We start from the raw sequence: 11805 nt of genomic DNA, 5'->3' as shown, positions 1-11805 counted from the left end.
GAAGGCCGCCCCGTGGGCGGCCTTCTCCATTCCGGTGCCGGTGCCGCGGCTTACTGGCGCAGGACCGACGGATCCTGCAGCTGGGCCTCGGCGTCGACGGTCAGCAGGGCATTGACCTGGCGCAGCGCGTCCACGTCCAGCTCGCCGGTGGCCTGCGACAGCAGCAGGCGGTTGAGCAGGAAGTTGTACTTGGCGCGGGCGTACTCGACCTGGGCCTGGAACAGGGTGCGCTGGTTCTGGACCACGTCCAGCACGGTGCGGGTGCCGACTTCCAGGCCGACCTGCGAGGCCTCGTAGGCACTCTGCGCCGAGACCACGGCCAGGCGGCGGGCCTCGACCTCGCTCACGCCGGCGACCAGGGCCTGGTACAGGTTGCGGGTGTTGCGGTCCAGGGCGCGGCGCTGCTGCTCGTACTGGTCCTGGGCGATGTCGCGCTGGGCGATCGCCTGGCGCACGCGCGACTGGGTCGCGCCGCCGGAGAAGATCGGCACGTTCAGGGTGATGCCGATGCTGCTGCCGGTGCTTTCGCCGTTGCCAGCGCCGGTGAGGTTGTCGATGTCGCCCCAGGCCGCGTCCTTGCCCCAGTCGGCGTTGAGCGCCAGGGTGGGGTAGTGGCCGGCACGGGCGGTTTCCACGCTCTGGTCCGCGGCCTGGGCACGCAGCTCGGCCGAGCGCAGGCTGGGATTGCGCTCGATTGCGGCGGCCACCCAGGCGTCGGCGTCGCTGCGCAGGCTCGGCAGCTCCGGACGGAAGTCGGCCGGCAGGGCGCGCAGGTCGCGCACCGACTGCCCGGTCAGCTCGGCCAGCGCCTGGTAGGCGTCCTGCAGGGCGTTGCGGGCGAGGATGGTGTTGGCGCGGGCCTCGTCGTACTGGGCGCGGGCCTCGTGCACGTCGGTGATCGGGGCCAGGCCCACTTCCAGGCGCTTGTCGGCGTAGTCGAACTGGCGCTTGGCGGCGGCCTCGTTGGTCTCGGCGGCGGCCAGGGACTCGATCGCCACCAGCACGTCGAAGTAGGCGGCGGCGGTGCGCACCATCAGGTCGTCGCCGGCGGCGGCCAGGTCCTGGTCGGCGGCGGCGCTGAGCGTGCGCTCGGCGCGCAGGGTGGAGAAGTCGCCCCAGTTGAACAGCGTCTGCGACGCGCGCAGGCCGTAGCTGCGGGAGGTCCTTTCGATGGTGCCGGGACGGCCATCGCGCTCGGTACGCGAGCGGGTGAGGCTGGCGGAGCCGTTGACCTGCGGCAGCAGCGCCGCGCGCGCCTGGACCCGGCCTTCCTTGGTGATCAGCGTGTTCGATTCGGCGATCGCCAGCGTGGGGTCGCCGTTGCGGGCCATCTCGTAGGTCTGCAGCAGGTCGGCGGCGCCGGCGGAGGCGGGGGCCAGTGCGGCCGCCAGGGCCAGGGCGAGGGAACGGCGGATCATCAGCGGCTTCCTTATCTTCATGTTGGGCCCGGGTCCATGCCCGGGCCGTCGTGGGGATATCGGGATCCGACCGCTGCCCCGCGGGGCATTGCGGTCAGAAACTGAACTGCGGGGCCGGCTCGGCGCCGCGCAGGTACTCGAGCTCGGTCTCGAACAACGATTCAACGGCCGGCGCGTTGACATCGCCGGTGTGGCGCAGCAGCACGGCTTCCATCACCGGCGCGCGGCCACGGACCACGAACAGGCGGCCGCCCGGGCGCAGCCACTCCAGGAACCGGGTCGGGACCGTGTCCACCGCGGCGGTCACGCAGACCGCGTCGAACTGGCGGGTCGGCGCGTACTGCAGGGCGTCGGCGGTCTCGATGCGGACGTTGGTGCCCAGGCGGGCAGCGTCCAGGTGCCTGCGCGCGGCGGCGGCCAGTTCCGGCTGGATCTCGATGCTCACCACCTCGCGCGCCAGCTCGCCCAGGCAGGCGGTGACGTAGCCGCTGCCGGTGCCCACTTCCAGCACGCTGTCGCCCGGCTGCAGGGCCAGGGCCTGGAGCATGCGGCCCTCGACCACCGGCTTCATCATGCGCACGCCGTGGCCCAGCGGCAGCTCGATGTCGGCGTAGGCCAGCGCGCGCTGCGCCTCCGGCACGAACGCCTCGCGCGGCAGGCGGCCGATCACCTCGAGCACGGCGGCGTCCAGGACCTCCCAAGGGCGGACCTGCTGTTCCACCATCAGTTCGCGGGCAAGGGCGTAATCGATCGTCATGGCTGCTATCACAAGGCGCGGGAGGCCGGGCATTCTACTACCGCGGCGGCCCGTGCCGGCGCTGGAAGGATCGCCGCGCCCGGGCGGCGGCGTTCAGTGCCGGAAGTCACCGCGACCACCGGCCCTGCGGGACGCGGTTCAGGCCGCATAGGCGCGCAGGAAGAAATCCACCGTGGCCCGCAGGTGCCGCTGCAGGTCGGCCGGCGCGGGCGTGCCGCACAGGCCGCAGGCCATCTTCGAGTACAGCTCGCCCTTGAGCAGGCAGAAGAACTGCGAGGCGGCCAGCGGCACGTCCCCGATCCGCAGCAGGCCCTCGTCCACCCGGGCCTGCAGGAACTGGGCGAAGGCATCCTGCACCCGCCGCGGGCCGGCGTTCCAGAACAGGTGGCGCAGGGCGTCCTCGCCGGCGCCGGCGGTCATCATGCGGTGGATGCGGAGCGCCTCCTCACTGCTGATCAGGGCGAAGAAGGCGTGGCCGATGGCCAGCAGCTGCTCGCGCAGCGGGCCCTCGGGCGGGTTCACGAACAGCTCGTCCGGCAGCACCTCGCGGCACTTGGCGGCGATCGCCTCGGAGAACAGGGTCTCCTTGTCGCCGAAGTGGCTGTAGACGGTCAGCTTGGACACGCCGGCGGCGGCGGCGATCTGGTCCATGCTCACGCCCTGGTAGCCCTGTTCGAGGAACATGCGCTTGGCTGCTTCCAGGATCGCGGCGCGCTTGGCCAGGTCCTTGGGGCGGCCGGGGCCCGGATTGCGGGCGGGCGCGGCGGCGCTGGCGGGCGTGGTCGGGCGGGTCATGCAGGCAATACTAGACTAGTTGGTTTTCTATTTATACCATACCGGCCGGTTCACTATTTTCCACCTACGGGACGGAGTCGTGGCGATGCAGGGACGGGTCAGGCGTGGCGTAGCGGCAGCCCTCGTGGTGGTCGCCCTCGCGGGGTGCGGCAATGGCGCGGAGGCGCCGGAGAAGGCGCGCCCGGTCTGGGTGGTGCAGCCACAGGCGGCCGGCGAAGCTGCGGGGCTGGCCTTCCCCGGCGAGGTGCGGGCGCGCGAGGAAAGCCCGCTGGCGTTCCGCATCGGTGGCGAGCTGGTGGCGCGGCGGGTGGACGCCGGTGCGCGGGTGGCCGAAGGCCAGGTGCTGGCCGAGCTGGATCCGGGCGACCAGGCGCTGCAGGCGCAGGCCGCGCGGGCGCAGCTGGCGGCGGCTGAGGCCGAGCTGGCGCGGGCGAAGGGCGACCTGGACCGCTACGCGAAGCTGGTCGAGCAGCAGCTGGTGAGCCGCTCGGCCTACGAGGCCCAGGAGGCGGCGTACAAGGCCGCGGCCGGGCAGGTCGATGCCGCCCGCGCGCAGTGGGAGGTGACCCGCAACCAGGCCGCCTATGCCACCCTGCGCGCGCCGCACGCCGGGGTGATCGCCAGCCGCCAGGCCGAGGTCGGCCAGGTGGTGGCGGCCGGGCAGACCGTGTTCACCCTGGCCGCCGACGGTGGCCGCGAGGTGGCGATCGACCTGCCGGAGGACCGCATCGGCCAGTTCAAGGTCGGCGATCCGGCCGAGGTCGAGCTGTGGAGCCGCCCCGGCCAGCGCCTGCCGGCGCGGATCCGCGAACTGGCCCCGGCGGCCGATCCGCTGACCCGCAGTTACGCCGTGCGCGTGGCCCTGGACGATGCGGTGGCCGGCGACGTGGTGCTGGGCCAGAGCGCGCGCGTGTTCCTCGGCCACGGCGCGGCCGGCGCCGGCCTGCGGGTGCCGCTGGCGGCGCTGCAGCAGGGCGCCGACGGCAAGCCGGCGGTGTGGGTGGTGCGCGAGGGCAAGGTCGCCAGCGTGCCGGTCGAGCACGGGCCGCTGGGCACCGAGACGGTGGAGGTCCGCGGCGAGCTGCGCGCCGACGACTGGGTGGTCGCCGCCGGCGGCCACCTGCTGCGCGAGGGCGAGGCGGTGCTCGCGGTGGACCGCGGCAACCGGCCGGTGGCCGCCGCCGTGCGGCCGAAGGCGGACTGAGCCATGCGCCGCTTCAACCTTTCCGAGTGGGCGCTGCACAACCGCGGCCTGGTGCTGTACGCGATGATCGCCCTGGCGGTGATCGGCACCTGGTCCTACCTGCGCCTGGGCCAGAGCGAGGACCCACCGTTCACCTTCAAGGCCATGGTGGTGCGCACGCTGTGGCCGGGCGCCACCGCCGAGGAGGTCTCGCTGCAGGTCACCGAGCGGATCGAGAAGGCGGTGATGAACACCGGCAAGTACGAGTTCGTGCGCTCGTACTCGCGCCCGGGCGAGTCGCAGGTGATCTTCATGGCCCGCGACTCGATGCGCTCGAAGGACATCCCCGAGCTGTTCTACCAGGTACGCAAGAAGGTCGGCGACATCCGCGCCACGCTCCCGGACGGGGTGGTCGGGCCGTTCTTCAACGACGAGTTCGGCGACACCTTCGGCAACATCTACGCCCTCACCGGCGAGGGCTTCGACTACGCCATCCTCAAGGACTACGCCGACCGCATCCAGCTGGAACTGCAGCGGGTGGCGGACGTGGGCAAGGTCGAGCTGATCGGCCTGCAGGACGAGAAGGTCTGGATCGAGATCGACAACGCGCGCCTGGCCACCCTGGGCATCCCGCTGCAGGCGGTGCAGCAGGCGCTGGAAGGACAGAACGCGGTGGTGCCGGCCGGGTTCTACGAGACCGCCTCCGAGCGCGTGCAGCTGCGGGTGGATGGCCCGTTCCGCACCCTGGAGGAGATCCGCGCGTTCCCGATCCGCGCCAACGGCCGCACCATCCGCCTGCAGGACGTGGCCACGGTGACCCGCGGTTTCGCCGATCCGGCCGCGCCGCGCATGCGCTTCATGGGCCAGGACGCGATCGGCATCGCCGTGGCCATGCGCGACGGCGGCCACATCCTGCGCCTGGGCGAGGCGCTGGAGGCCGAGTTCGCGCGGCTGCAGGAGCAGCTGCCGGCGGGCGTGCAGCTGCGCAAGGTCTCCGACCAGCCGGAGGCGGTGCGCGACTCGGTGGGCGAGTTCGTGCGCGTGCTGGCCGAGGCGGTGACCATCGTGCTGCTGGTCAGCTTCTTCTCGCTGGGATTCCGCACCGGCCTGGTGGTGGCGGTCTCGATCCCGCTGGTGCTGGCGATGACCTTCGCGGTGATGAACTACTTCGGCATCGGCCTGCACAAGATCTCGCTGGGCGCGCTGGTGCTGGCGCTGGGCCTGCTGGTGGACGACGCGATCATCGCGGTGGAGATGATGGCCATCAAGATGGAGCAGGGCTTCGACCGCCTGCGCGCGGCCAGCTTCGCCTGGGAATCGACCGCGTTCCCGATGCTCACCGGCACCCTGATCACCGCGGCCGGCTTCCTGCCGATCGCCACCGCCGCCTCCAGCACCGGCGAGTACACCCGCTCGCTGTTCCAGGTGGTGACCATCGCCCTGCTGGTGTCGTGGATCGCCGCGGTGCTGTTCATCCCCTACCTGGGCGACAAGATGCTGCCGGACCTGGCGCATCCCCGGCCGCCGAAGCCGGGCAGCCTGGCCGCGCGCCGGCGTGCCTTCCGCGAGCGGCTGGCCGACCGCTGGCCGCAGTACGCCGCCCTGCTGGCCCCGGCGCCGCTCGACGGCCACCACCACGACCCGTACCAGCGCCCGTTCTACCAGCGCTTCCGCCGCCTGCTCGATGCCTGCCTGCGCCGGCGCTGGTGGGTGATCGGCGCCACCGTCGGCCTGTTCGTGCTGTCGCTGGCGATGTTCCGCTTCGTGCCGCAGCAGTTCTTCCCGGATTCGACCCGGCCGGAGCTGATGGTGGACCTGGAACTGGCCGAGGGCGCGTCGCTGCGCGCCACCGAGGCGCAGGCGAAGAAACTGGAGGCGCTGCTGCAGCAGCGCGAGGACGTGCGCAACTATGTGGCCTACGTCGGCACCGGCTCGCCGCGCTTCTACCTGCCGCTGGACCAGCAGCTGCCGGCGACCAACTTCAGCCAGTTCGTGGTCCTGGCACGCGACATCCAGGCGCGCGAGGAACTGCGCAACTGGCTGCTGCGCGAGGTGGCGCCGCAGTTCCCGGAGCTGCAGATGCGCGTGACCCGGCTGGAGAACGGCCCGCCGGTGGGCTACCCGGTGCAGTTCCGCGTTTCCGGCGAGCACATCGACCAGGTGCGCGCGATCGCGCGCAAGGTCGCGGAGAAGGTGCGCGCCAACCCGCACACCACCAACGTCAACCTGGACTGGGACGAGCCGAGCAAGGTGGTGCGCCTGGAAATCGACCAGGACCGCGCCCGCGCGCTGGGCGTCAACAGCGCCCAGCTGGCGCAGTTCCTCAGCGCGCAGCTGTCCGGCTACACCGCCAGCACCTTCCGCGAGGGCAACGAGCTGGTCGGGATCATGCTGCGTGGCGGCGCCGGCGACCGCGAGCAGCTGGAACTGCTGGGCAGCCTGGCCATCCCCACCGGCGACGGCGGCAACGTGGCGCTGTCGCAGGTGGCGCGCATCCGCCAGACCTTCGAGGAGGGGATCATCTGGCACCGCGACCGGCTGCCGACGATCACCGTGCGCGCGGACATCGGCGACGAGCTGCTGCCGGCGGCGGTCACCGCGCAGATCGATCCGACCCTGGAGGAGATCCGCGCCTCGATGCCGGCCGGCTACCTGCTGCAGGTGGGCGGTTCGGTGGAGGACTCGGCGCGCGGCCAGAACTCGATCAAGGCCGGCATGCCGCTGTTCCTGTTCGTGGTCACCACCCTGCTGATGGTGCAGCTGCGCAGCTTCTCGCGCACGCTGATGGTGCTGGTGACCGCGCCGCTGGGCCTGATCGGCGCCACCTGGTTCCTGCTGCTGTTCCGCATGCCGTTCGGCTTCGTGGCCCTGCTCGGCACGATCGCGCTGGCCGGCATGGTGATGCGCAACTCGGTGATCCTGGTCGACCAGATCGAGCAGGACATCGCCGCCGGCCACGACCGCTGGCACGCGATCGTCGACGCCACGGTGCGCCGCTTCCGCCCGATCGTGCTGACCGCGCTCACCGCGGTGCTGGCGATGATCCCGCTGTCGCGCAGCGCGTTCTACGGCTCGATGGCGGTGGCGATCATGGGCGGCCTGATCGTGGCCACCGCGCTGACCCTGCTGTTCCTGCCGGCGCTGTACGCGGCCTGGTTCCGGGTCAGGCCGGAAGAGGCAACAGCCTGACGGCGGGACGGTGTAGCCGGAGCAATGCCGCTGCTTCGGCTACGCCCCGGGCACACCCGCACGAAGCCCCACTCCCCTCGGAAGAGGGGAACCCGGGTGCGCTTCGCTTACCCGTCGGCCAGCGCCATCGTCCCGGCCAATCACCAATCACCAATCACCAATCACGAATCCCCACGCAGCAGCGCGATGAACGCCTGCGCCGCCCGCGACAGCGTGCGGCCGCCATGCACGACATACCCGAGTTGCCGTGAAAGCTGCACGCCCTGGACCGGCAGCACCTGCACCTGCGCGTCGAGCATGGTCAGCGGCAGCGCGCCCCAGGCCAGGCCCACCGAGACCAGCATCTTGATGGTCTCCATGTAATTGGTGGTCAGGCGCAGCTGCAGCGACAGGCCGCGGCGGGCAAAGGCCTGGGCGACGATGCGGTGGGTGAAGGTGCCCGGATCCGGCAGGACCGCCGGATGCGCGGCGATGTCGGCCAGGCCCACCTTCGCCATCCGCGCCAGCGGATGGTCCGGCGCCACCACGAAGCGCAGCGGGTCGTCCCATACCGGCGTCGCCAGCAGCGGTGCCTCGGTCGGCCCCAGCGTGGTCACCGCCAGCTCCACGTCGCCGCCCAGCACCTGGGCATAGGCCTGCTCCGAATCCATGAAGCGGATGTCCAGCGCCACCCGCGGGTGCAGCGCGGTAAAGCGGCGCAGCAGGGCCGGCAGCCGGTGCAGGCCGACGTGGTGGCTGGTGGCCAGGCTCAGGCGGCCGCCGATGTCCTGGCCCAGGTCCTGCAACGCGCGCCGCGCCGCATCGGCCTCGGCCAGCATCTGCCGCGCCCGCGGCAGCAGCAGGCGCCCGGCCTCGGTCAGCACCACCTGGCGGCCGAGGCGGTCGAACAGGCGCACCTCCAGGTCCTGCTCCAGCTGGGCGATGCGCTTGCTTACTGCAGGCTGGGTCAGGTGCAGCTGCTCGGCGGCGGCGGAAAAGCCGCCGCGCTCGGCGACGGCGACGAATGCCGACAGGCTGCCCCAGTCCATCGCGGCTCCGGATTGATTCCTGGCAGGAATCTACCGGATGAAAAATATGCATTTGAGTTATCGATGGCAAGGCGGCAGGATTTCCCCAAGCCCGGCGGGCCGCGCGCCCGCCACCGCCAGAGGAACAGAGGGAATGGCCGGCAAGACCCTTTACGACAAGCTGTGGGAAATGCACGAGGTAAGCCGCCGCGACGACGGCTCCTCGCTGATCTACATCGACCGCCACATCCTGCACGAGGTGACCTCGCCGCAGGCGTTCGAGGGGCTCCGCCTCGCCGGCCGCAAGCCGTGGCGGGTGGACGCCAACATCGCCACGCCCGACCACAACGTGCCCACCACCCGGGCCGAGCGCGCCGGCGGCCTGCAGGCCATCGCCGACCCGGTGTCGCGGCTGCAGGTGCAGACCCTGGACGAGAACTGCGCCGATTTCGGCATCCTCGAGTTCCGCATGGACGATGCCCGCCAGGGCATCGTCCACGTGGTCGGTCCGGAGCAGGGCGCGACCCTGCCGGGCATGACCGTGGTCTGCGGCGACTCGCACACCTCCACGCATGGTGCTTTTGGAGCATTGGCGCACGGCATCGGCACCTCCGAGGTCGAGCACGTGCTGGCCACCCAGTGCCTGGTGGCCAAGAAGATGAAGAACATGCAGGTCCGGGTCGAAGGCAAGCTGGGCCCGGGCGTGACCGCCAAGGACATCGTGCTGGCGGTGATCGGCCGGATCGGCACCGCCGGCGGCAACGGCCACGCCCTGGAGTTCGCCGGCAGCGCGATCCGCGAACTGTCGATGGAAGGCCGCATGACCATCTGCAACATGGCCATCGAGGCCGGCGCGCGGGTGGGCATGGTCGCGGTGGACGAGAAGACCATCGAATACGTGAAGGGCCGCCCGTTCGCGCCCAGGGGCGGGCAGTGGGACGCGGCGGTGGCGTTGTGGCGTACCCTGGTCTCCGACCCGGACGCGCACTTCGACACCGTGGTCGAGCTGCGCGCCGAGGACATCAAGCCGCAGGTCAGCTGGGGCACCTCGCCGGAGATGGTGGTGCCGGTGGACGCGACGGTGCCGGATCCGGAACGCGAACCCGATCCGGTGAAGCGCGATTCGATCGTGCGCGCCCTGAAGTACATGGGCCTGCAACCCAACCAGCCGATCACCTCGATCCGGCTGGACCGCGTGTTCATCGGTTCGTGCACCAACTCGCGGATCGAGGACCTGCGCGCGGCCGCCGCGGTGGCGCGCGGGCGCAAGGTGGCGCCGACGATCAAGCAGGCGCTGGTGGTGCCGGGCTCGGGCCTGGTCAAGGCCCAGGCCGAGGCCGAGGGCCTGGACAAGGTGTTCATCGAGGCTGGCTTCGAGTGGCGCGAGCCGGGCTGCTCGATGTGCCTGGCGATGAATCCCGACAGGCTGGGCGCCGGCGAGCACTGCGCCTCCACCTCCAACCGCAACTTCGAGGGCCGCCAGGGCGCCGGTGGCCGCACCCACCTGGTGAGCCCGGCGATGGCCGCCGCCGCCGCGGTGGCCGGCCACTTCGTCGATGTGCGCGAACTGGTCCAGGCCTGAGGAAACCGCCAATGAAAGCCTTCACCACCCACACCGGCCTGGTCGCCCCGCTGGACCGCGCCAACGTCGACACCGACCAGATCATCCCCAAGCAGTTCCTCAAGTCGATCAAGCGCACCGGCTTCGGCCCGAACCTGTTCGACGAGTGGCGCTACCTGGACGTGGGCCAGCCGGGGCAGGACTGCAGCACGCGGCCGATCAACCCGGACTTCGTGCTCAACTTCCCGCGCTACCAGGGCGCCAGCGTGCTGCTGGCGCGCGAGAACTTCGGCTGCGGCTCCTCGCGCGAGCACGCGCCGTGGGCGCTGGACGAGTATGGCTTCCGCGCGATCATCGCGCCCAGCTTCGCCGACATCTTCTACAACAACAGCTTCAAGAACGGCCTGCTGCCGATCGTGCTGTCCGACGCCGAGGTCGACGAGCTGTTCCGCCAGTGCGAAGCCCGCGAGGGCTACACCCTGACCGTGGACCTGGCGGCGCAGACGGTCACCCGCCCCGATGGCGTGCAGCACCGCTTCGAGGTGGACGCCTTCCGCAAGCACTGCCTGCTCAACGGCCTGGACGATATCGGCCTGACCCTGCAGGAGAAGGACGCGATCGCCGCCTTCGAGGCACGCCACCGCGCCGCCCAGCCCTGGCTGTTCGGCGCCGCCTGATCCAGGATGCGGCGCGGCTTGCCCGCGCCGCGCTCCCGCGGCCGTGGGCGGTCACCTGACCGCCGGCAGCAGCTTGCCGGTCAGCAGGCGGAAGGTCAGTCGCGGCGCGTCGGGCTTGCCGTAGTTGGTCGTGGTGACGACCACGACCAGGCGCTGCGCGGGGAACACCCGCACCGTGTTGCCGCCGGTGCCGTTCATCGCGAACGAATCGAACGTGCGGCCCTCGCTGGTGTCGTGGTGCAGCCACCACAGGTAGCAGTAGTCGATGCCGTCCTCGATGCGCGCATGCGGCCGGGTGGATTCGGCCACCCATGCCGCCGGCACCAGCTGGCGGCCGTTCCATTCGCCGCCGCGGCGGTACAGCTCGCCCAGCGCGAGCAGGTCGCGGCTGCGCAGGGCAAGGCCGCCGCCGGCCTGGGCCAGGCCCAGCGGCGAGAACTGCCAGGCCGGCGCCTCGATGCCCAGCGGGTCGAACAGCCTGGCGCGGGCATAGTCCTGCAGGGGGCGGCCGACGGCGGCCTGGATCGCGGCGCCGAGCGTGGTCACGCCGGCGGTGCAGTAGCGGAAGCTGCGTCCGTATGGCGAGTCTTCCGGCCGCTCCATCCACGCCGGGAAGCCCTGGATCGGCAGGTCCAGGTAGAACCCGACCCAGTCCTCGACCAGGTACATGCGTTCCTCGTTGCCGCGCGACCACTGGTTCCAGTCGTCGCACTCCAGCAGCGAGGACATGGTCATCAGGTCGACCGCGGTGATCGCGTCCTTGCGTGGATCCGGATTGGCCGGAGGCGGGCGCCGCAGCAGCGGCAGCACCGGCGCGTCGGCCCGCATCCGGCCCTCGGCCTGGGCGATGCCGGCCAACATGCCGGCGACGGTCTTGGTCGCCGAGCGCGTGTCGCGGCGCGCCTCCGCGCCACCCTCGTCGAAATAGCGCTCGTAGACCAGCACGCCGTCGCGGGCGACCAGCACGCTGGTGACCTGGCCGAACTCGCCGGCCGCGATGGCACGTTCCATCCCGGCCAGCGCGGCCGGATCGATGCCGTGGTCCGCGGCGGGTTCCAGCCGCCAGGCCGGCGGCTTCGCCGGCACGGTGGCGGGAAGCAGGAGGAGCAGGAGCGTGGCGAGCAAGGGCAGGCGCATGGCAGGTCTCCGGCGGCAAGGGTGCCGGGAGCCTGGCACGCGCCCCGCGCGCGCAGCAGGGGCGATGCGACGAAGCGGCGG

General features: G+C 71.5%; 9 protein-coding genes. 4 read left to right on the top strand and 5 right to left on the bottom strand.

Going from position 1 to position 11805, the window contains the following annotated elements; all coding sequences use genetic code 11:
- Positions 1-50: 50 nt before the first annotated feature.
- From EIM48_RS02915 to EIM48_RS02905, 3 genes are all read right to left on the bottom strand, one after another.
- Positions 51-1418, bottom strand: a complete 1368-nt coding sequence (locus EIM48_RS02915; RefSeq protein ID WP_125111040.1) for a TolC family outer membrane protein — start codon at positions 1416-1418, stop codon at positions 51-53.
- A 94-nt stretch (positions 1419-1512) separates the two neighbouring features.
- Complete coding sequence (locus tag EIM48_RS02910) at positions 1513-2175, bottom strand: protein-L-isoaspartate O-methyltransferase (protein WP_019399653.1); 663 nt, start codon at positions 2173-2175, stop codon at positions 1513-1515.
- Between the two features lie 138 nt (positions 2176-2313).
- Entirely contained in the window at positions 2314-2970 is a 657-nt protein-coding gene (locus EIM48_RS02905) for a TetR/AcrR family transcriptional regulator (RefSeq protein ID WP_019399654.1), read from the bottom strand.
- A gap of 85 nt (positions 2971-3055) precedes the next feature.
- On the opposite strand from EIM48_RS02905, the gene EIM48_RS02900 reads away from it, so the two are divergent.
- Positions 3056-4174, top strand: a complete 1119-nt coding sequence (locus tag EIM48_RS02900; RefSeq protein ID WP_037034279.1) for an efflux RND transporter periplasmic adaptor subunit — start codon at positions 3056-3058, stop codon at positions 4172-4174.
- Between the two features lie 3 nt (positions 4175-4177).
- Entirely contained in the window at positions 4178-7342 is a 3165-nt protein-coding gene (locus tag EIM48_RS02895; RefSeq protein WP_125111039.1) for an efflux RND transporter permease subunit, read from the top strand.
- A gap of 161 nt (positions 7343-7503) precedes the next feature.
- Here the strand turns inward: EIM48_RS02895 and EIM48_RS02890 are convergent, their stop codons facing one another.
- On the bottom strand, positions 7504-8370 hold the full coding sequence (locus EIM48_RS02890; protein ID WP_019399657.1) for a LysR family transcriptional regulator: 867 nt from the start codon (positions 8368-8370) through the stop codon (positions 7504-7506).
- Between the two features lie 133 nt (positions 8371-8503).
- Here EIM48_RS02890 and leuC point away from each other — a divergent pair, with 133 nt between their 5' ends.
- On the top strand, positions 8504-9931 hold the full coding sequence (gene leuC / locus EIM48_RS02885; protein WP_019399658.1) for a 3-isopropylmalate dehydratase large subunit: 1428 nt from the start codon (positions 8504-8506) through the stop codon (positions 9929-9931).
- Positions 9932-9942: 11 nt separating this feature from the next.
- Positions 9943-10587, top strand: coding sequence for a 3-isopropylmalate dehydratase small subunit (gene leuD, locus EIM48_RS02880; protein WP_125111038.1), 645 nt, complete (start codon positions 9943-9945; stop codon positions 10585-10587).
- 51 nt (positions 10588-10638) lie between these two features.
- Here leuD and EIM48_RS02875 read toward each other — a convergent pair whose 3' ends face one another.
- Positions 10639-11724, bottom strand: a complete 1086-nt coding sequence (locus EIM48_RS02875) for a serine hydrolase (RefSeq protein WP_125111037.1) — start codon at positions 11722-11724, stop codon at positions 10639-10641.
- Positions 11725-11805 lie beyond the last annotated feature (81 nt).

The organism is Pseudoxanthomonas sp. SGNA-20, assembly GCF_003931635.1.
Lineage (GTDB): Bacteria > Pseudomonadota > Gammaproteobacteria > Xanthomonadales > Xanthomonadaceae > Pseudoxanthomonas.
The sequence above is the reverse complement of the archived record's forward strand: the minus strand, read 5'-3'. Positions and strand labels throughout refer to the sequence as shown.

Coding starts and splice junctions, on each gene's coding strand:
- EIM48_RS02915 (WP_125111040.1), bottom strand. CDS start 1,418: ATGATCCGCCGTTCCCTCGCCCTGGCCCTGGCGGCCGCACTGGCCCCC.
- EIM48_RS02910 (WP_019399653.1), bottom strand. CDS start 2,175: ATGACGATCGATTACGCCCTTGCCCGCGAACTGATGGTGGAACAGCAG.
- EIM48_RS02905 (WP_019399654.1), bottom strand. CDS start 2,970: ATGACCCGCCCGACCACGCCCGCCAGCGCCGCCGCGCCCGCCCGCAAT.
- EIM48_RS02900 (WP_037034279.1), top strand. CDS start 3,056: ATGCAGGGACGGGTCAGGCGTGGCGTAGCGGCAGCCCTCGTGGTGGTC.
- EIM48_RS02895 (WP_125111039.1), top strand. CDS start 4,178: ATGCGCCGCTTCAACCTTTCCGAGTGGGCGCTGCACAACCGCGGCCTG.
- EIM48_RS02890 (WP_019399657.1), bottom strand. CDS start 8,370: ATGGACTGGGGCAGCCTGTCGGCATTCGTCGCCGTCGCCGAGCGCGGC.
- leuC (WP_019399658.1), top strand. CDS start 8,504: ATGGCCGGCAAGACCCTTTACGACAAGCTGTGGGAAATGCACGAGGTA.
- leuD (WP_125111038.1), top strand. CDS start 9,943: ATGAAAGCCTTCACCACCCACACCGGCCTGGTCGCCCCGCTGGACCGC.
- EIM48_RS02875 (WP_125111037.1), bottom strand. CDS start 11,724: ATGCGCCTGCCCTTGCTCGCCACGCTCCTGCTCCTCCTGCTTCCCGCC.